Origin of the sequence: Microvirga tunisiensis (genome assembly GCF_009296175.1) — a bacterium.
Classification (GTDB): domain Bacteria; phylum Pseudomonadota; class Alphaproteobacteria; order Rhizobiales; family Beijerinckiaceae; genus Microvirga; species Microvirga tunisiensis.
In genome coordinates this window covers 20,325-39,091 of record NZ_VOSK01000043.1, presented here as the reverse complement: position 1 = coordinate 39,091, position 18,767 = coordinate 20,325, and the positions used below count along the sequence as shown (strand labels likewise).

Annotated in this window: 17 protein-coding genes and 3 pseudogenes; 9 read left to right on the top strand and 11 right to left on the bottom strand. The window is 63.2% G+C overall.

The genetic code is table 11. The features are described 5' to 3' along the window. Positions 1–62: 62 nt before the first annotated feature. On the top strand, positions 63–809 hold the full coding sequence (locus tag FS320_RS13680) for a group II intron maturase-specific domain-containing protein (RefSeq protein WP_342211958.1): 747 nt from the start codon (positions 63–65) through the stop codon (positions 807–809). A gap of 60 nt (positions 810–869) precedes the next feature. Then, a pseudogene (locus FS320_RS13675) lies at positions 870–1,181 on the top strand (multicopper oxidase domain-containing protein); the annotation flags it as partial. On the opposite strand, the gene FS320_RS13670 reads toward FS320_RS13675, so the two are convergent. Beyond that, entirely contained in the window at positions 1,174–2,661 is a 1,488-nt protein-coding gene (locus FS320_RS13670) for an NAD(P)H-hydrate dehydratase (protein ID WP_152712393.1), read from the bottom strand. The pseudogene FS320_RS13675 and the gene FS320_RS13670 sit on opposite strands and share 8 nt — an antisense overlap. Before the next feature lie 178 nt (positions 2,662–2,839). Between FS320_RS13670 and FS320_RS13665 the strand changes: the two genes are divergently transcribed. Together FS320_RS13665 and glnA are read left to right on the top strand one after the other, a co-directional pair. Further along, positions 2,840–3,178 (top strand): P-II family nitrogen regulator, encoded by a 339-nt coding sequence (locus FS320_RS13665; protein WP_152712391.1) that lies wholly within the window; start codon positions 2,840–2,842, stop codon positions 3,176–3,178. Positions 3,179–3,249: 71 nt separating this feature from the next. Then, positions 3,250–4,659, top strand: coding sequence for a type I glutamate--ammonia ligase (gene glnA / locus FS320_RS13660; protein ID WP_152712389.1), 1,410 nt, complete (start codon positions 3,250–3,252; stop codon positions 4,657–4,659). 129 nt (positions 4,660–4,788) lie between these two features. On the opposite strand, the pseudogene FS320_RS13655 reads toward glnA, so the two are convergent. Then, positions 4,789–5,391 (bottom strand): annotated as a pseudogene (locus FS320_RS13655) (helix-turn-helix transcriptional regulator); the annotation flags it as partial. On the opposite strand from FS320_RS13655, the gene FS320_RS13650 reads away from it, so the two are divergent. Next, positions 5,392–5,823: a LysE family translocator gene (locus tag FS320_RS13650; RefSeq protein WP_244627126.1), complete on the top strand. Its 432-nt coding sequence runs from the start codon at positions 5,392–5,394 to the stop codon at positions 5,821–5,823. It begins immediately after the preceding pseudogene. A gap of 116 nt (positions 5,824–5,939) precedes the next feature. Here FS320_RS13650 and FS320_RS13645 read toward each other — a convergent pair whose 3' ends face one another. Beyond that, positions 5,940–6,578, bottom strand: coding sequence for an outer membrane protein (locus FS320_RS13645; RefSeq protein WP_152712385.1), 639 nt, complete (start codon positions 6,576–6,578; stop codon positions 5,940–5,942). 310 nt (positions 6,579–6,888) lie between these two features. Next, positions 6,889–7,587: an alpha/beta fold hydrolase gene (locus tag FS320_RS13640; RefSeq protein WP_152712383.1), complete on the bottom strand. Its 699-nt coding sequence runs from the start codon at positions 7,585–7,587 to the stop codon at positions 6,889–6,891. Positions 7,588–7,774: 187 nt separating this feature from the next. On the opposite strand from FS320_RS13640, the gene FS320_RS13635 reads away from it, so the two are divergent. Then, complete coding sequence (locus FS320_RS13635; RefSeq protein ID WP_152712381.1) at positions 7,775–9,256, top strand: DEAD/DEAH box helicase; 1,482 nt, start codon at positions 7,775–7,777, stop codon at positions 9,254–9,256. Here the strand turns inward: FS320_RS13635 and FS320_RS13630 are convergent. Then, positions 9,249–9,641 (bottom strand): TfoX/Sxy family protein, encoded by a 393-nt coding sequence (locus FS320_RS13630; RefSeq protein WP_152712379.1) that lies wholly within the window; start codon positions 9,639–9,641, stop codon positions 9,249–9,251. The two genes, FS320_RS13635 and FS320_RS13630, sit on opposite strands and share 8 nt — an antisense overlap. Before the next feature lie 3 nt (positions 9,642–9,644). Beyond that, positions 9,645–10,025, bottom strand: a complete 381-nt coding sequence (locus FS320_RS13625; protein ID WP_152712377.1) for a HesB/IscA family protein — start codon at positions 10,023–10,025, stop codon at positions 9,645–9,647. 170 nt (positions 10,026–10,195) lie between these two features. Here FS320_RS13625 and FS320_RS13620 point away from each other — a divergent pair. The 3 genes and pseudogenes from FS320_RS13620 to FS320_RS13610 all read left to right on the top strand — a co-directional run. Beyond that, positions 10,196–11,698 (top strand): annotated as a pseudogene (locus FS320_RS13620) (cation:proton antiporter domain-containing protein); the annotation flags it as partial. A 182-nt stretch (positions 11,699–11,880) separates the two neighbouring features. Then, the gene (locus FS320_RS13615) at positions 11,881–12,273 is read left to right on the top strand and encodes a hypothetical protein (RefSeq protein ID WP_192926285.1); all 393 of its coding nucleotides are present in this window, start codon (positions 11,881–11,883) and stop codon (positions 12,271–12,273) included. A gap of 185 nt (positions 12,274–12,458) precedes the next feature. After that, entirely contained in the window at positions 12,459–13,223 is a 765-nt protein-coding gene (locus tag FS320_RS13610) for an SDR family oxidoreductase (protein WP_162002975.1), read from the top strand. A gap of 127 nt (positions 13,224–13,350) precedes the next feature. On the opposite strand, the gene FS320_RS13605 is transcribed toward FS320_RS13610, so the two are convergent. The 5 genes from FS320_RS13605 to sufB all read right to left on the bottom strand — a co-directional run bounded on the left by FS320_RS13605 (position 13,351) and on the right by sufB (position 18,755). Further along, entirely contained in the window at positions 13,351–13,725 is a 375-nt protein-coding gene (locus FS320_RS13605) for an SUF system Fe-S cluster assembly protein (RefSeq protein WP_152712399.1), read from the bottom strand. 19 nt (positions 13,726–13,744) lie between these two features. After that, on the bottom strand, positions 13,745–14,980 hold the full coding sequence (locus FS320_RS13600; RefSeq protein ID WP_152712375.1) for a cysteine desulfurase: 1,236 nt from the start codon (positions 14,978–14,980) through the stop codon (positions 13,745–13,747). A gap of 119 nt (positions 14,981–15,099) precedes the next feature. Then, on the bottom strand, positions 15,100–16,413 hold the full coding sequence (gene sufD / locus FS320_RS13595; protein ID WP_152712373.1) for a Fe-S cluster assembly protein SufD: 1,314 nt from the start codon (positions 16,411–16,413) through the stop codon (positions 15,100–15,102). A gap of 1 nt (position 16,414) precedes the next feature. After that, the gene (gene sufC, locus FS320_RS13590; protein WP_152712371.1) at positions 16,415–17,167 is read right to left on the bottom strand and encodes a Fe-S cluster assembly ATPase SufC; all 753 of its coding nucleotides are present in this window, start codon (positions 17,165–17,167) and stop codon (positions 16,415–16,417) included. Positions 17,168–17,282: 115 nt separating this feature from the next. Further along, the gene (gene sufB / locus FS320_RS13585; protein WP_152712369.1) at positions 17,283–18,755 is read right to left on the bottom strand and encodes a Fe-S cluster assembly protein SufB; all 1,473 of its coding nucleotides are present in this window, start codon (positions 18,753–18,755) and stop codon (positions 17,283–17,285) included. Positions 18,756–18,767: the final 12 nt, after the last annotated feature.

Sequence of the window (18,767 nt, the reverse complement as noted above, 5' to 3'; positions counted from 1 at the left end):
TCTGATCCGCCTTCTGGTCAAGCGCGTTGAGATTGATCGCGGCGACATCACGGTGGTGTTCCGTGTCGCTCCGCCGCCCGATCCGAGCTATGGTGGTTCAGACAGCGGCAGTTTGCACCATTGTAGGAGGGGTCATCAGCCCCATCCTGGCGAACCTGTTCCTGCACTATGTGTTCGACGTCTGGATGGCGCGGAGCTCTCCCGCCATTCCGTTCGAGCGTTATGCGGACGACATCATCTGCCACTGCCGTAGCGAAGAGGAAGCTCGCACGCTGTGGAGTGCCTTGGAGGTCCGCTTTAGGGCCTGCGGGCTGGTTCTCCATCCGGCAAAGACGAAGATCGTCTACTGCAAGGATACGAACCGGCGCGGCGACTATCCGGTCCAGTCGTTTGACTTCCTCGGCTATAGCTTTCGGCCGAGAAAGGCAGCCTGGCGCGGTGGTCGTTACGGCACCTCCTTTCTGCCTGCGGCGAGCCCGAAGGCGCTGAAGGCCATTCGGCAGACGATCCGTGGGTGGGCGTTCCACCACCGGACCGACAAATCCCTGGCAGATCTGGCACGGATGTACCGACCGTACATCCAAGGCTGGATCAACTACTACAGTCACTTCTACAAGTCGGCGTTGACTTGGACTTTGCATCGGATCGATGCCTTCCTGATCCGCTGGGCCTGCAACAAGTTCAAACGGTTGCGCCGGCGGCCCAAGGGCGCAAGGGAATGGTTGGCACGGGTAATCCGCGCCAATCCGCACCTGTTTGCGCATTGGCGCTTTCTGCATGGAAATGGCCGAACATCGGGAGCCGTATGACGCGAGAGTGTCACGTACGGTTCTGGGAGCGCGCGGGGGTGAGATCCCCCCGCGCGACTCGCCATCAACGGCGCGGCGGGAAGCCCCTCGGGTCCACCGCTGGTCAAGGTGAAGCGGGGCACCCCGGTGGTGCTGGCGCTCAAGAACCAGACGGCTTTCGTCCAGCCCATGCACCTGCACGGCCATTCCTTCCGGTTGCTGCATCCCCTCGACGATGGTTGGGAGCCCTACTTCCTCGATACGGTGCAGGTGCCGGAGAACAAGACGATTCGGATCGCCTTCGTGGCCGACAATCCCGGCAAGTGGCTGATCGCCTCGACCGTCCTGGAACGGTTCGATGCGGGTCTGTGGACCTGGATCGAGGTTACTTGAGCAAGCCGCGCAGTACTCCCGGCACCAATTCCGCCAAGTCCTCGGCGATCAGCCCCGGACCGAAGCTCGCTCCGGCCTCGGCGTGGATCCAGGCCCCGGCACAGGCCGCCTCGAAGGCGGATACATTCTGCGCCATCAATCCTGCAATGAGGCCGCAGAGCGTATCCCCCGAGCCGGCGGTCGCAAGGTACGGCGTGCCGTTCTCGTTGATGGCCGCCCTGCCATCGGGAGCGGCGATCACGGTGTCCGCCCCCTTCAGCAGCACCACGGCTCCGGTGTAGGCGGCGGCACGGCGGGCTTTTTCGATTTTCGATTCCGGATCAATCATATCCGGGTGACCTTTGAACAAGCGGTTGAACTCGCCGTCATGGGGTGTGAGCACCGTCGGGGCGTGACGGAACGCCCCGTGAAACTCCGACGCCAAGCCTTCGAAGGAGGTCAGCGCATCGGCATCCAGGACGAGGCTCCGCCTCGCCTGGACGGCGACGGCGACCATGGCGCGGGTGCCCGCATGGACGCCTAGAGCCGGCCCGAGGACGAGGGCGTTGAGGCGCGTATCCTGAAGAATGGCGTGCAGCCCCTCGGGACCGTCGCAGCCCTTCAGCATGATGGCGGTCAGGTGGGCGGCATTGACCCCGATCGCCTCCGGCGGCGAAGCCACCGTGACGAGGCCGGAGCCGATCCTGAGGGCCGCCCGAGCCGCCAGCCGCGCCGCGCCCGTCCGGGTCGCGCCGCCCGACGCGACGAGGGTGTGGCCGCGCTCGTATTTGTGGGAGGAGAGCCCGGGCTTCGGCAGCACATGCAGCCAGAGAGCCGGATTGTTGGCAAAAAGGCTCCCGCCCTTGGCCGCGAGAATCTCCCGTCCGATCCCGATATCCGCCACCTCGACGGGCCCGCTGAAGGCACGTCCCGGCATCAGGAGGTGGCAAGGCTTGCGGGCGGCAAAGGTGACCGTGCTGGCGGCTTTCACCGCAATGCCCCGCACCTCGCCGGTGTCGCCGTCGATGCCGGAGGGAAGGTCAACGGCCAGAATCGGGCATCCCGAACCGTTCATGCGATCGACGGCATGCCGCGCCGCGCCATCGAGATTGCGGGACAAACCGGTGCCGAATAGAGCATCGATGATGAGGTCTGCTTCCTGAAAAGGAGCGTCCTCGGCGGGGCCGACCTCGCCCATCCAGTCCCGCGCCGCTTCCGCTGCATCTCCCGTCAGGCGGTTCAAAGTCCCCAGGAAGCCGAGGCTCACCCGGTAGCCCCGTTCGACCAGAACGGCGGCTGCGACGAAGCCGTCGCCCCCGTTTTGCCCAGGCCCGGCGACAATGACGATCCGGCCTCCTCCGGAGACTAATTTTTCGGCAGAATCGGCGACAGCGCGCCCTGCCCGTCTCATGAGTTCGATGCCGGGAATGCCCCTCGTGATGGCCTCCAGGTCGGCTTGCCTCATCTCGGATGGGGTCAGAACGAGTTCAGGGGCTGTCATGGGAGCAAAATGGGCCCGTTTTCGAGGATTTGGCGACGATTTTCGCAACTGCACAAACTTTGATCATAATATGCCTCTCAAGTCGGCAAAATGGGCTGCTTTGAATCGACGAACGCATGGAAGGCCCTTCTGGCTGGTGCTAAAAGCGGCAAAACCTCGAACGGAACGGTTGACCGGGATGAAGAAAATCGAAGCCATCATCAAGCCCTTCAAGCTCGATGAAGTCAAAGAAGCTCTCCAGGAAGTTGGCCTCCAGGGCATTACCGTGATCGAGGCGAAAGGTTTCGGCCGACAGAAAGGCCATACCGAGCTCTATCGCGGTGCGGAATACGTCGTGGATTTCCTGCCGAAGGTGAAGCTCGAAATCGTCCTGAACGACGAGATGGCCGAGAGCGCCATCGAGGCCATTCGCAAAGCCGCTCAGACCGGACGCATCGGCGACGGCAAGATTTTCATTTCGACGGTCGAAGAGGCCGTTCGCATCCGCACGGGCGAGACCGGATCCGACGCGATCTAAGCTCGCTTTCCCAAGCCGAGGCCTTTTGAGGCCAAGGACAATCTCTAAGGGCAGAAGAGGACCAGACGATCATGCAGACCGCCAAGGATGTGCTCAAGGCGATCAAAGATAACGACGTCCAATACGTCGACTTCCGTTTCACCGACCCGCGCGGCAAGTGGCAGCATGTGACCTTCGACGTCTCGATGGTCGACGAGGACATGTTCGCCGACGGCATCATGTTCGACGGCTCGTCCATCGCCGGCTGGAAGGCGATCAACGAATCCGACATGACCCTCATGCCCGATCCGACGACGGCCCAGATGGACCCGTTCTTCTCGGCGTCCACCATGACGATCAACTGCGACATTCTCGAGCCGGCGACCGGCGAGCCCTATAACCGCGACCCGCGCGGCATCGCCAAGAAGGCCGAGGCCTATCTGCAGTCCACGGGAATCGCCGACACGGTCTATGTCGGCCCCGAGGCCGAGTTCTTCGTGTTCGACGACGTGAAGTTCATGGCCGACCCCTACAACACCGGCTTCAAGCTCGATTCCTCCGAGCTGCCCACCAACGGCGACACGCCCTATGAGGGCGGCAACCTCGGTCACCGCATCCCGACCAAGGGCGGCTACTTCCCGGTTCCGCCACTGGATTCGGCTCAGGACATGCGCGGCGAGATGCTGGCTGCCATGAAGGCCATGGGCGTGACGGTCGAGAAGCACCACCACGAGGTGGCTTCCGCCCAGCATGAGCTCGGCACGAAGTTCAACACCCTCGTGCGCACTGCCGACGAGATGCAGATCTACAAGTACTGCATCCACAATGTCGCCCAGTCCTACGGCAAGACCGCGACGTTCATGCCGAAGCCGGTCTATGGCGATAACGGCTCGGGCATGCACGTGCACCAGTCGCTGTGGAAGGGTGACAAGCCGCTCTTCGCCGGCAACAAGTATGCCGACCTGTCCCAGGAATGCCTGTGGTACATCGGTGGCATCATCAAGCACGCCAAGGCCCTGAACGCCTTCACCAACCCGTCGACGAACTCCTACAAGCGTCTCGTCCCGGGCTACGAGGCTCCGGTGCTGCTGGCCTACTCGGCCCGTAACCGCTCGGCCTCCTGCCGTATTCCGTGGACGACCTCGCCGAAGGCTAAGCGCGTCGAGGTTCGCTTCCCCGATCCGACCGCCAACCCGTACCTCGCCTTCGCGGCGATGCTGATGGCCGGTCTCGACGGCATCATCAACAAGATCGATCCCGGCCAGGCGATGGACAAGGATCTCTACGATCTTCCCCCGCGCGAGCTGAAGAAGATCCCGACCGTCTGCGGCTCGCTCCGCGAAGCTCTCGCCAGCCTCGACAAGGACCGCGCGTTCCTCAAGGCCGGCGGCGTCTTCAACGACGACTTCATCGACAGCTACATCGAGCTGAAGATGGCGGAGGTCGCTCGCTTCGAGATGACGCCGCACCCGGTCGAGTTCCAGATGTACTACTCCGTCTAACGGGAACAGACTTTCCTCCCGGTCGCTTCAACGGCGGCCTTCCTTCGCCGGAGCTCATCGAGCTCCGGCCTTTTGTTGTCCGCTTGCCCAAACGCCGTTAAAATTCCGTGTGAACGCAGTCGGATTCCGTCAATCCCGCATGCCTCGGCTGTCGGTCCAACTCGAAATCCACTGCCGCCTAAGCTCGTCTCCTTTGCCCTTGAAGTACGCTTCCATCTGCACGGCGTTCTCCACGCGATCCGACCGGAAGTGCCGCAGATCCTGGCGCAGCTCGCACCGGGCGACGATGTTGGCCGTCTCGGAGTAGTAAATCAGACCGATTGGACGAATCGTCCTTTCGGTCCGTCGCCCGTGCTCATCGCAATAGCCGATCTCCATCTTCCGCTCATCGCGGATGGCCGCCCGGACGACCGCACGATCGATTCCTGAAGGTGTCTGCGCCACGGTGCCCCAGGCATGCAGGGTGTTGGCCACAAGCACCTGACGCAGAGGCGGCGAAACGGCGGCGGCAATCTTCTGACTGACACGCCTGACGGATTTCTTGAGGGCGACGTCTCCGGTGCGCTCCAGAAGCGCGAGTGCCAGCACGATGGCCTCGGTTTCCTCGATGGAGAACATGAGCGGCGGCAGATCGAAGCCGGATCGCAGCCGATAACCGATGCCGCGCCCACCCTGGATGGGGACCCGCATAGCCTGAAGCGCGGCAATGTCTCGATAGATGGATCGCTGGGTTTGATCTCACACGTCTCCCCGACCGTGTTCACTGCGCTTCTGTATGCTGGCGCAGCTTACATGGTCTGGATCGGCATCACGCTGCTGCGCAGCTCGATCACCATCGACGGCACCGTAGGGGTGAGCACCCCGTCCCTCTGGCTGGCGTTTCGGCAGGGCGCTGTAACCTGCCTCCTCAATCCCAAGGCCTACCTGTTCGTGCTCGCCGTCTATCCACAGTTCCTGCTGCCGGGTTATGGGCCAATATGGCCGCAGGCTCTGGCCATAGGCGTCATGACAGTCCTGATGCAGTTCATGATCTACGGAGGACTTGCAGTCGCAGCGGGACCCAGCCGCGAGTTCCTGACATCGCGCCCGGGCATGACGAGGCTCATTGGCCGTGCTGCCGGAGGATTGTTCATCGCAATCGCGATCATGACGACTCTGCGCTGAGACGATTCGATAGAAGCCACGGACGGCATACCGATAACATCCGGACTTAGTCCGCCATGAAACGAAAAAGGCCCGGGTGTTGACCCGGGCCTTGTCTGTCTCCGAGGAGACGGATCTTAGTAGGTGCCGAAGCGGAAGTTCAGGCCGGCGCGAACCACACCGAACTCGGCGTCGCTGTCGATGCCCAGGAAGTTGTCGTCCTGGTCGAGGTTGACGTACAGGCCTTCGACCTTGGCCGACAGGTTGTTGGTGAAGGCGTACTCGAGACCACCACCGACGGTCCAGCCCGTGGCGTCGTCCGCGAAGGCGAAACCACCGGTGGCGTAGATCAGGGCGCGGTCGAAGGCCACACCGGCGCGAGCGCGCACGGTGCCGAACCAGTCGCTGTTGTTGAAGTCGTCGTCAGCGATGCCGTCACGATCGAAGTCGAAGCGGTCGTCGCCACCGAAGTCGGCGTACTGGATGTCGCCTTCGAGACCGACCACGAACGAGCCGATCTGGTAGTTGTAGCCCGCCTGAGCGCCGCCGACGAAGCCGCCTTCGTCGTCGAGGTCGAAGCGCACGCCGCCGACCGTGATGCTGTCATTGGCGTTCCAGCCGTAGCCGGCGTTCACACCGACGTAGAAGCCCGTCCAGGTGAAAACCGGAACAGCGGCAATGATCGGAGCCGGAGCGCGGCGGGAGGGAAGGTCAGCAGCCATGGCGCCAGAGGCGAGGCCGAGCAGAGCAACCGAGGAGAGGAGGATCTTTTTCATTTGTCTTCGTCCGTCTGTTAGAAGGATGTGATGCAGCTTGTAGCCTAGACTTGACCAAGCGTCTGTCACTTTCCTGCCACAGTTGAGGCGAGAAGCGCAGCTTTTCGCGTCCGCAACCGGAGATGGGCGGATCCTACGCCCGCACCGCGGGAGCGAAAGCCCCCTCTTCCACGATCCTGAGCTCGCGATATGCCTATCATTTCAAGAAGTTATTCGCGTCTCCGGACGAGCGCCCGCCGCCTGCCGGGACCGGTAACTAATCATTGACCATATTTCTCGGGAGCTTCGCAAGCAGTGAGCAGATCGATGGTTAATTCTGGCCCAGCCACAATTGCAGGGCCTGGGTTACCCGTTCCGGCTGCTCGAGAGTCGACATGTGTCCGGCCTCGGGAATGACGACCAGGGAAGCCCATTCGATCATCTCGGCCATCTCTCGGGCAATTTCCGGCGGCGTGATGGCATCGCTCTCCCCGACCAGCACCAGCGTCGGGATCTCGGTTCCCGGAAGCAAAGGGCGTGAGTCGGCGCGCGCCATGATCGCCCGCTGCTGCCGGATATAGGCCTCGGCACCGGTTGCCCGCATCATTCCGAACATAATATCCTGGAGAGCCTGGTCGTCCCGATGATCGGGATGGACGAGACGCGGCCAGAGCGCGGAATGGATCTCTTCGAATCGGCCCGCTTCCGCCAGTGCAATCAGCCGCTTGCGGTCCTGGCTCGCCTCCGTGGTGTCGGGACGCGCGCTCGTGTCGAGCAAGGCAAGCCGCTTCACCCGTTCCGGCGCCTGCCGCATGACCTCCATGGCAATGTATCCGCCCATGGAGAGCCCCGCGAGGTCAAACCTGCCAGGCACTTCGCGCAGAAGCCGCGCCGCGATGGCGGCAATCGAATCATCCTGGGTATGATCCGCGACGACGATCGTGCGTCCTGCTGACAGGGCAGCGATCTGGGGCTCGAAAGGCCGGGCGGTGCAGGCCAATCCGGGAATCAGAACAAGTGTTTCAGCCATTCAATCCGTCCTTTGTCGTCTCTCGGCAAGTTTCCCTGGATTGACAAGCGCATAGCTTGTCCTATGGTCCCGCCACTCCTCAACTTGAGCAAGAGCCTCAGGTGAAACCAGTCTCGCGCCTGTTTGTTGCCGTAGAGCGCGGCCGGCACTTTAGAGCGCGCCTAGCCCTCAACGGTAATTAGCATTCATGTCGTTCGCCGAACTCGGACTTAGCGATAAAGTTCAACAGGCCGTCGCTGCCGCTGGATACACAGAGCCGACGCCGATCCAGGCCCAGGCCATTCCTCACGTCCTCTCACGCCGCGACGTGCTGGGCATCGCCCAGACCGGCACGGGCAAGACGGCGGCCTTCACGCTCCCGATGCTGACCCTGCTCGAATCCGGCCGGGCTCGTGCGCGCATGCCCCGCACACTGATTCTCGAGCCGACCCGCGAACTGGCGGCCCAGGTCGAGGACAACTTCGACAAGTACGGGATCAACCATCGCCTTTCCGTCGCCCTGCTGATCGGCGGCATGTCCTTCGGAGATCAGGATGCCAAGATCACCCGCGGCGTCGACGTGCTGATCGCGACCCCCGGCCGCCTGCTCGACCATTTCGAGCGCGGAAAGCTTCTGCTCACCGGTGTCGAGCTGCTCGTGATCGACGAGGCGGACCGGATGCTCGACATGGGCTTCATTCCGGACATCGAGCGCATCGTGAAGCTCGTGCCCTTCACCCGCCAGACTCTGTTCTTCTCCGCGACCATGCCGCCGGAGATCCAGCGCCTGGCCGACGCCTTCCTTCACAATCCGGTGAAGGTGGAGGTCGCCCGCGCCGCTTCGACCGCTTCGACGATCACCCAGCGCCTCGTGGCAACAGGCCGCGAGGATTACGAGAAGCGCGAGACCCTGCGGGAGCTGATCCGGAACGCCACGGATCTCCAGAACGCCATCGTCTTCTGCAACCGCAAGCGCGACGTGGCCGTGCTCCACCGGTCCCTGCAGAATCACGGCTTTGCAGCGGTCGCTCTTCACGGCGACATGGACCAGCATGCCCGCATGGCGGCGCTCGATAGTTTCCGTACGGGAGAGATGCCCATCCTGGTGGCCAGCGACGTGGCGGCCCGCGGCCTGGACATTCCGGCCGTCAGCCATGTGTTCAATTACGATATTCCGCACCACGCCGAGGATTACGTGCACCGGATCGGCCGCACAGGCCGAGCGGGACGTTCGGGCCAGTCCTTCACACTCGTGAGCCCGGGCGAGGAGAAATCTCTGGCTGCCATTGAAAAGCTGATCGGCCAGCCGGTCGAGTGGCAGGGTCCGACTCTGGCAGAGCGTCCGCAATCGGAAGGCTCCTCCCGCCGTCGCAGCGGCCGGGGCGAGGATCGCTCGCGCGGACGCAAGGTCAAGGTTCGGTCATCGGACCGGGGCCGCGGACGTGCGGAGGAGCCGCGGGAAGAGGCTCCTGTCGCACGCGCGGCCCAGCCTCCGCGCGAGGAGCGCCAGCCTCCGCGCGAGGAGCAACAGAGCCGCAGGCCTCGGCAGGAGCGCAATGAGCGTTCGTCGGACCGTGGCTATCAGGGACGCTCGCGTCGGGACGAGGACACGGATGAGCCGGTGATCGGTCTCGGAGATCACGTGCCGGCCTTCCTCATGCGGCCTGTGACGGCCAAGAAGGCTAAGTAACGGGCTCGGACGCCTTTTTCCGAACCTTGCGGCGAGGCGCGGCCTTGCCGCCTTTTCGAGGGTGGGCGGATTTCGCCCTCCGGGCTGCCGCCAGAGCCATGTTTGCAAGCTGTGCCGCCTCGTCGGGATCGTCGAGGGCCGATTCGGGCATGAGCCAATAGCTCATGATGCTTTTGCGGCCATCACGAATCTCATAGGCGAAAGGGCGCGAGCCCAGGTCGCGGAAGAACCCGATGCTCTCGTCGTCGACTTTGAGGTAAAGCTCGTCGGAAGCGACCAGGGCGAACATCAGTTCGCCCTGGTAGACGCCCTGCCCGCCGAACATCCGGCGGATCTGAACGGGGCCGAGACCACGGAAGATATCACGAAGATCCTCGGCATCCACGGCTTAACCGGCCGATTGGTGTGCGCCAGGGGTAGCGGGCGTGATCGCCACCGATTCGCCGCAGCCGCAGGCCGAGGTCTGGTTGGGATTGTTGAAGACGAACTGGGACGACATCTTGGTCGTCTGGAAATCCATTTCCGTGCCGAGCAGGAACAACACGGCCTTGGGGTCGATGAGGACGGTCACGCCCTTGTCCTCGATCACCTCGTCGAGCGGGCTGACGCTTTCCGCATATTCCATGGTGTAGGACATGCCGGCGCAGCCGCCGTTCTTGACGCCCACGCGGACGCCGACGATGGGACGGTCCGCCTTGCCGATGATGTCCTTGACGCGCTTCGCCGCCGCGTCGGTCACGGTGACGACCTTGAATCCGGGTAGTGCCATAAGCCTTCTCTCCTGACAGCCGGGTTCAAGGCCCGGGCAGAACGAGTTCATTTCTCTATAGATAAGAGGTGAAAGGGCAAACGTCGAGACCGTTCAGGGTTGCCCCAACGGCCGAGGTCGACCATATCGGGAAGATCCCGCCTCGAAATAACCTATCTGAAGGAGAGCAGATGCCGCATCACACGCCGCTGATATCAACCATCGTCGTCGGCTTGGTTCTGGCATTCGCTCTCGGCGCTGTCGCACATCGATTCCGCCTTTCCCCGCTCATCGGCTACCTGCTGGCCGGTGTCCTCGCCGGGCCCTTCACCCCCGGCTATGTGGCGGATCAGGGGCTCGCCAACCAACTCGCCGAGATCGGCGTGATCCTGCTGATGTTCGGCGTCGGCCTCCACTTCTCGCTGAAGGATCTTCTCTCCGTTAGGGCCATCGCGATTCCCGGAGCGGTCGTCCAGATCGCCAGCGCCACGGTTCTCGGCATGGGGCTTGCCTGGCTGATGGGCTGGAGCATCGGCGGCGGCCTCGTCTTCGGCCTGGCACTCTCCGTCGCCAGTACGGTCGTGCTGCTGCGGGCTCTCCAGGAACGTCGGCTTGTCGAAACCGAGCGTGGCCATATTGCCGTCGGATGGCTGATCGTCGAGGACTTGGCCATGGTCCTGACGCTGGTGCTGCTGCCCGCCTTCGCGGAGGCCACGTCCAGCGCCTCTGCCGATATCGAATCCATCGTGATCTCTCTCGGCATCACGCTCGGCAAGGTCATCGCCTTCGTGGCGATCATGCTGATCATCGGACGCCGGGTCATACCGTGGATCCTGCACTACGTCGCCCATACCGGCTCCCGTGAGCTGTTCCGCCTGGCGGTGCTCGCCATTGCTCTAGGCGCTGCCTTCGGGGCGGCGGAGCTGTTCGGTGTTTCCTTCGCTCTCGGAGCCTTCTTCGCCGGCATGGTCTTGAGCGAATCCGAACTCAGCCATCAGGCGGCCTCCGAAACCCTGCCCTTGCGCGATGCCTTCGCGGTGCTGTTCTTCGTCTCGGTCGGCATGCTGTTCGACCCAATGATCCTGATCAACGAGTTCGGCCCCGTTCTTGCGACCTTCCTGATCATCGTCGTCGGGAAGTCGCTCGCCGCCTTCGCCATCGTCCGGCTCTTCCGCCACCCGAACTCCACGGCCCTCACCATCGCGGCGAGCCTGGCCCAGATCGGCGAGTTCTCCTTCATCCTCGCCGGCCTCGGTGTCGACCTTCAGCTTCTGCCGGAACAGGGTCGCGACCTCATCCTCGCGGGCGCCATCCTGTCGATCCTCGTCAATCCCTTCCTGTTCACCCTGCTGGACCGTTGGTTCGTGAAGCGAGATACGGCAAGAGCCCACGCAAAGGCAGAGGCTGTTGCAGCCGAGGAAGAAGCGATGGCGCAGGAGGCAGCGGCCGCCGCTGCCGCGCGCGAGCCTCTTCCCGTCACGCCTCTCACGGATCATGTGGTTCTCGTGGGCCATGGCCGGGTTGGCAAGTACATCAGCCGCAAGATGGCCGCGATAGGATCACCCCTCCTCGTGATCGAAACCAACAAGGAGCAGGTGGCCGATCTGCAGAAGGATGGCCTGGAGGTCGTCGTCGGAAACGCCGCCGATCCGGAAGTCGCTGCGGCCGCCAACATCAAGGAAGCCCGCTGCCTCCTAGATCCTTAGCACAGTGATTTTGACGGTTTGACACCGCCAAGCTCGTGCTGCGGACTTCGCATCTGGTACCGAGGCCCCGTCCAATGGGGATCAATCCACTTGCAGATCCCGCACCGCTTCGAAGTGCCGTCACAAGAGACGGCAGGCCAACCGGTCAAAATCACTGTGTCGAGGATCTAGTGGCAATCCCGGATGCTTTCGAGAGCGGTCAGGTCGTCGAGCAGGCCCGCAGGATCAACCCGGACTTGCCGATCGTCGTGCGCGCCCATTCCGCCGCCCAGGAAGATCATGTGATGAAATACGGCGCGACCCGGATCGTGATGGGAGAGCAGGAAATCGCCCGTGCGATGTTCGCCGCCGTGCCTGACGCGCCCCGCACGCCAGTGCTGTCCTCCGTCGAGGAGGCGGACGAGATCGCCGACGATGATCAGGATGAGGATGGATCGCAGCCCCACTCCGCCGAGGAGCCATCAACGCCTGCGCTCGTGCCCGGAACCGAACCGGATCAGACGGGCGGAAGCGCGCCGGAACAAGGGACATTGCACCAGCCTGCGAGCGATCCAGGGCGCTGAGGCGGGTCCCTCGCCGCTGGCAAGCGCCCGGTTCTGAACCTGCAAGCGTGGGTCCAGGCACGTCGGCCGCTCCGGTATCGCGTCGCTTTCATCACAGAAATCGGGCGCAGGAAACGGGTCGGAAGTGAAGGCGCGATTTGAGATCCCAATCCCGAGCACTGAGCTCATGAAGGAAGGGATTCACCGTGACCACGCTCATGAACAAGACCGCCATCGTGACGGGAGCAAGCTCCGGGATCGGCTATGCGACCGCCAGATTGTTTGCGCGGGAGGGTGCGAACGTCATCGTAACGGCACGGCGGTCCGATGCGCTGAACGCGCTTGTCGCCGAGATCGAAAGGGATGGCGGACGCGCCATTGCCGTTGCCGGAGACATCAGGGACGAGGCTCTGGCACAAACGCTCGTCGACACGGCGATCCGTCAATGCGGTGGGCTCGACATCGCCTTCAACAATGCGGGCACGAATGGCGAGATGGGGCCGACACCGGGCCTGTCGCTCTCCGGCTGGAACGAGACGCTCGCGATTAACCTCACGGCAGCCTTTCTGGGTGCGAAGCACCAGATTCCGGCCATGCTCGACCGCGGCGGAGGCTCCCTCATCTTCACCTCCACCTTCGTCGGCTACACGGCCGGAATGCCGGGCGTGGCAGCTTATGCGGCCAGCAAGTCCGGGTTGATCGGGCTCACGCAATCCCTTGCCAGCGAGTTCGGTCCCAAGGGCATCCGCGTCAACGCCCTGCTGCCCGGCGGCACGGATACGCCTCTGGCGGAAGCCTGGGTGAGCACCCCCGAGGCGTTGGCCTTCGTCGAGGGCCTGCACGCCCTGAAGCGGCGGGCCCGTCCCGAAGAGATCGCCCGGTCGGCGCTCTATCTCGCCTCGGATGCCTCAAGCTTCACGACGGGAACCGCTCTCCTGGTCGATGGAGGCGTTTCCATCAACCGGACGTGAGCGCCGACCCGTCCTTCCGAGGCGCACCTCTGGCGCGGCCCCGGAAGGACAATGGTGCTCGAACGAAAAATGGCCGGGACGAGCCCGGCCATGATGCGATGCGATTGAAAGGTACAGCCTGTCAGGCTTACCACATGTCGAGCGCGACGCGGGCCTCGTCGGACATGCGGCTCTGGTCCCACGGCGGATCGAAGACCATGTTCACCTGGACGCTCTGGACGCCCTGGACCGTGGACACGGCGTTCTCCACCCAGCCCGGCATCTCGCCGGCCACCGGGCAGCCGGGCGCGGTCAGGGTCATGTCGATGGTGACGTTGCGGTTGTCATCGATGTCGACGCGGTAGATCAGGCCGAGTTCGTAGATGTCGGACGGGATCTCCGGATCGTAGACGGTCTTGAGCGCCGCGATTATGTCATCCGTCATGCGGTCGAGCTCTTCCGGCGGGATCGTGGGGCCCGGGGACACCTGCGGCGCGTTGGGCCCATCCTGGGTCGGGGTCATGTCATTCACAGGTCAATCCTCAAGCAAACAGGGCTTCCGCCTTCTGCAGGGCATCCGCCAGCTTATCGACTTCTTGCATCGTGTTGTAGAGACCAAATGAAGCGCGGCAGGTCGAGGTCGCGCCGAAGCGCTCGAGCAGCGGCATGGCGCAATGGGTGCCGGCCCGGACTGCCACGCCTTGCCGGTCGATGATGGTCGCCACGTCATGGGCATGCGCGTTCTTCATCTCGAAGGCCAGGATGGCGCCCTTGCCCTTGGCGCGACCGATGATGCGCACCGAGTTCATGGCGCCGAGGCGCTCATGGGCATAGGCCGAGAGCGCCGCCTCGTGCGCTTGGATGTTCTCCCGTCCGAGTTGCATCATGAACCGCAGGGCCGCGTCGAGGCCGATAGCCTCGATGATCGGGGGCGTTCCCGCCTCGAACCTGTGCGGCGGGTCGTTGTAGGTGATCGCGTCCTGGCGCACCTCGCGGATCATCTCGCCCCCGCCCGAATAGGGCGGCATCTTCGCGAGCCATTCGCGCTTGCCGTAAAGGACGCCGATGCCCGTGGGCCCATAGACCTTGTGCCCGGTGAAGACATAGAAATCCGCATCGAGATCGCGCACGTCGACCTGGAGATGCACCGCGCCTTGGGCCCCGTCCACCAGCACGGGAATCCCGTGAGCGTGGGCGACGCGGATGATCTCCTTTATCGGCGTCACCGTGCCGAGCACGTTCGACATATGCGTGATGGCGACGATCTTGGTGCGAGGCGTGATGAGCTTCTCGAACTCATCGATGAGAAAGTTGCCCTCGTCGTCCACCGGCGCCCATTTGATCACCGCACCCTTCCGCTCGCGCAGGAAATGCCAGGGCACGATGTTGGAATGGTGCTCCATGATGGAGAGGATGATTTCGTCGCCCTCCCCGATCCCCATGCGGCCGAAGGAATCGGCCACGAGGTTGTAGGCTTCCGTCGCCGACTTGGTGAAGACGATCTCGTCGATGGACTCGGCGTTGAGGAATTCCCGCACGGTTTCCCGCGCACGTTCGAAGCCCTCGGTCGCCACGTTCGCCATGTGATGCAGGCCGCGATGAACGTTGGCGTAGCCCGTCTGCATGGTGTTCACCATGGCGTCGATCACCGCGCGCGGCTTCTGGGCCGAGGCGGCATTGTCGAGATAGACGAGCGGCTTGCCATAGACCTGTTGCGTCAGGATCGGAAACTCCGCCCGGATCGCTTCGACGTCATATGGCTTCACAGGTGCGTTCATTGCGTGATGCTTCCCTCTCCATTGTCATCACCGGCCTCGTGCCGGTGATCCCGATCGGAGAAGAGCGTGCCCTTCTGATCGAGATGGCCGGGACAAGCCCGGCCATGACGAGATGCGTATTAAGAGCGAGCCTTCAGCCAGCTCTCGACCGTGCCGACGAGCGACTCGCGGACAGCCTCGTTCTCCACGAACTCCAGCGCCTCGCTGAGAAATGCCTGGACCAGGAGGCTCTCGGCCACATTTTTCGGCAGGCCTCGGGCCATGAGGTAAAACAGGAGATCCTCGTCGAGCTGTCCGCAGGTGGCGCCGTGGGCGCACTGCACGTCGTCGGCGAAGATTTCGAGTTCCGGCTTGTTGTTCATGGAGCCGCCCTCCTCGAGGAGGAGCGCCGCCGACATCATGCGGCCGTCGGTCTTCTGGGCATGATGCGGAACGATGATCTTGCCCTGGAAGACGCCGGTGGCCTCGTTGTCGATCACGGTCTTGAACAGCTCGCGGCTCTCGCAATGCGGAGCCGCATGCTCGACCACAAGCGTGGAATCGCCGTGCTGCGTGCCTTTCAGCATCGTCGCGCCGTTGACGCGCAGGTTCGTGTTCTCGCCGTTGAGAAAGGCGAAAACCTGGTGCCGCGAGGTCGCTGAGCCCGCCGTCACGTTGATGCTGTTGAACACGGCCTCTCCGCCGATCTTGGCGGCGAGCGTCGACAGAGCGAGTGCTTTGTCGCCCTCGGCGTTCACACGTACGTGCTGCACATTCGTGCGGTCACCGGCGATCACCTCCATCACGTCGTTCGGCTGATGGTTTGCGCCATCGGTGCTCTCGTGCGTTTCGAGGAGGGTCACGGACGCGCCCTCCTCCACGACCACGAGAATGCGGGTCGCGGTGGCAACGGCGGAGCTGGCCGCCGTAACGAAGCGCAGGTGGACCGGCATCTCAACGGGCCCAGCCACGCGGATCATGACGCCATCGGCCATGAAGGACGAATTGAGCTGGTAGACCGGATTGTCGTTCGCCCACGGCACGGGGCTTAAGCGCGACAGCCACTCGTGACCATTCGCCAGAGCCTCGGCCAGAGGAACGATCTCGACGTTCTCCGGCAGAGCGTGGAAGTCCACCGCCCCGCGCACGAAGTGACCGTTCACGAACGGCACTTGAAGCGCTTCGATTCCGGCAAGAGCCTTCGCATGCGCGAGCGCCGCCTTGGCCTCGTCGGCTGAAGGCACCCCGGCGAACGGTGCGACCTCGCGCAGGAGCGCACGAAGATCGGTGTACTTGAACTCCTCGACCCGGCGATGCGGCAGACCCCGCTGGGTGAATTGCTCGAAGGCCTGAGCGCGCGACTCGCCGTTGCCCGGCAACGCCGTCTTCGCGCTCTCGAATGCCTGCACCAGCGCAGTCTCCGCCGGCGTCTTCATGAGAGTGACGTCAGCCATCTTACGCGGCCTCGCTTTCGCGGTAATCGGCGTAGCCGTTCGCCTCGAGCTCGAGGGCAAGCTCCTTGCCGCCCGACTTCACGATGCGACCGCTATGCATCACGTGGACGGTGTCCGGCACGATGTGGTTCAGCAGGCGCTGGTAGTGCGTGATGACCAGGAAGGCGCGGTCGGCTGAGCGCAGGGCGTTCACGCCTTCGGACACGATGCGCAGGGCGTCGATGTCGAGGCCGGAATCGGTCTCGTCCAGGATGCAGAAGGACGGCTGGAGCAGCGCCATCTGCAGGATCTCCATGCGCTTCTTCTCGCCGCCGGAGAAGCCGACGTTGAGGGCGCGCTTGAGCATGTCCTTCGGGATCTCGAGCTGCTGGGCAACGGCGTTCACGCGCTTGATGAAGTCCGGCGTGGTCAGCTCCGCTTCGCCGCGCGCCTTGCGCTGGGCGTTGAGGGTGGCCTTCAGGAACGTCATCGAGGCGACGCCGGGGATCTCCAGCGGATACTGGAAGGCCAGGAACACGCCGGCGGCGGCGCGCTGATCAGGCTCCAGTTCCAAAAGATTCTGACCGTCGAGCAGGATCTCGCCGTCGAGGACCTCGTAGTCCTCCTTGCCGGCGATCACATAGGACAGGGTCGACTTGCCCGATCCGTTCGGGCCCATGATGGCAGCCACTTCACCCTTGTGCACGGTGAGGTTCAGGCCGTTGAGAATGCGCTTGTCCTCGATCTGGACAACCAGGTTCTTGATTTCCAGCATTTTAAACATCCAATGTTTGAGCGTGGGCGGCCGGATCAAGTCCGGCTATGACGGGCCTAGAAGCTTTTCGCGTCAACCCCGGCTTGTCCCGGGCATCCACGTCGTGTTTCCTGAATTAACCGACAGATCCTTCGAGCGAGATCGAGATCAGCTTCTGCGCCTCGACTGCGAACTCCATGGGAAGCTGCTGCAGCACGTCCTTCACGAAGCCGTTCACGATGAGTGCCGTCGCCTCCTCATTCGAGAGGCCGCGCTGCTGGCAGTAGAACATCTGATCTTCGGAGATCTTGGATGTCGTCGCCTCGTGCTCGAACACGGCGGTCGCGTTCTTGGACTCGATGTAAGGCACCGTGTGCGCGCCGCACTGATTGCCGATCAGGAGCGAGTCGCAGTTCGTGAAGTTGCGTGCGCCGGTCGCCTTGCGGTGAGCCGAGACGAGACCGCGATAGGTGTTCTCGGACCTGCCGGCCGCGATTCCCTTCGAGATGATCCGGCTCGTGGTGTTCTTGCCGAGATGGATCATCTTGGTGCCGGAATCGACCTGCTGCATGCCATTCGACACGGCGATCGAGTAGAACTCGCCGCGGGAGTTGTCGCCGCGCAGGATGCAGGACGGGTACTTCCAGGTGATGGCGGAACCCGTCTCGACCTGGGTCCAGGTGATGACCGAGTTCTTGCCCCGGCAGTCGCCGCGCTTGGTCACGAAGTTGTAGATGCCGCCCCGGCCCTCGGCATCGCCCGGATACCAGTTCTGGACCGTGGAATACTTGATCTCGGCGTCGTCGAGCGCAATCAGCTCGACCACGGCGGCGTGAAGCTGGTTCTCGTCGCGCTTCGGAGCCGTGCAGCCCTCGAGATACGAGACGTAGGAGCCCTTGTCTGCGATGATCAAGGTGCGCTCGAACTGGCCCGTGTTCTTCTCGTTGATGCGGAAATACGTCGATAGCTCCATCGGGCAGCGCACGCCCGGCGGGATGTAGACGAACGAACCGTCGGTGAACACGGCCGAGTTCAGCGTCGCGAAGAAGTTGTCCGTCACCGGCACGACCGTGCCCATGTACTGGCGCACGAGGTCGGGGTATTCCCGGATGGCTTCCGAGATCGGCATGAAGATCACGCCGGCCTTGGCAAGCTCTTCCTTGAAGGTCGTGGCGACCGACACGGAATCGAACACCGCATCCACGGCTACCCGGCGCTGCGGCTCGACGCCGGCCAGGATCTCCTGCTCGCGCAGCGGAATGCCGAGCTTCTCATAGGTCCTGAGAATCTCCGGATCAACCTCGTCCAGGGACTTCGGCGCCTGATTCTTCTTCGGCGCGGCATAGTAATAGATGTCGTTGTAATCGATCTTGTCGTACGACACGCGCGCCCAGTCCGGCTCCTTCATGGTGAGCCAGCGCTTATAGGCATCGAGGCGCCACTGGAGCATCCACTCCGGCTCGCCCTTCTTGCCCGAGATGAAGCGGATCACCTCCTCGGAGAGGCCCTTCGGCGACTTCTCCATCTCGACTTCGGTCTCGAAGCCGTACTTGTACTGATCGACGTCGATCAAACGGACCTGATCGATCGTTTCCTGCACTGCAGGCATCTGTCTCTCCCA

Coding starts and splice junctions, on each gene's coding strand:
- FS320_RS13600 (WP_152712375.1), bottom strand. CDS start 14,980: ATGAACGCACCTGTGAAGCCATATGACGTCGAAGCGATCCGGGCGGAG.
- sufB (WP_152712369.1), bottom strand. CDS start 18,755: ATGCCTGCAGTGCAGGAAACGATCGATCAGGTCCGTTTGATCGACGTC.
- FS320_RS13665 (WP_152712391.1), top strand. CDS start 2,840: ATGAAGAAAATCGAAGCCATCATCAAGCCCTTCAAGCTCGATGAAGTC.
- FS320_RS13635 (WP_152712381.1), top strand. CDS start 7,775: ATGTCGTTCGCCGAACTCGGACTTAGCGATAAAGTTCAACAGGCCGTC.
- sufC (WP_152712371.1), bottom strand. CDS start 17,167: ATGCTGGAAATCAAGAACCTGGTTGTCCAGATCGAGGACAAGCGCATT.
- FS320_RS13670 (WP_152712393.1), bottom strand. CDS start 2,661: ATGACAGCCCCTGAACTCGTTCTGACCCCATCCGAGATGAGGCAAGCC.
- FS320_RS13640 (WP_152712383.1), bottom strand. CDS start 7,587: ATGGCTGAAACACTTGTTCTGATTCCCGGATTGGCCTGCACCGCCCGG.
- FS320_RS13645 (WP_152712385.1), bottom strand. CDS start 6,578: ATGAAAAAGATCCTCCTCTCCTCGGTTGCTCTGCTCGGCCTCGCCTCT.
- glnA (WP_152712389.1), top strand. CDS start 3,250: ATGCAGACCGCCAAGGATGTGCTCAAGGCGATCAAAGATAACGACGTC.
- FS320_RS13625 (WP_152712377.1), bottom strand. CDS start 10,025: ATGGCACTACCCGGATTCAAGGTCGTCACCGTGACCGACGCGGCGGCG.
- sufD (WP_152712373.1), bottom strand. CDS start 16,413: ATGGCTGACGTCACTCTCATGAAGACGCCGGCGGAGACTGCGCTGGTG.
- FS320_RS13605 (WP_152712399.1), bottom strand. CDS start 13,725: ATGACCCCGACCCAGGATGGGCCCAACGCGCCGCAGGTGTCCCCGGGC.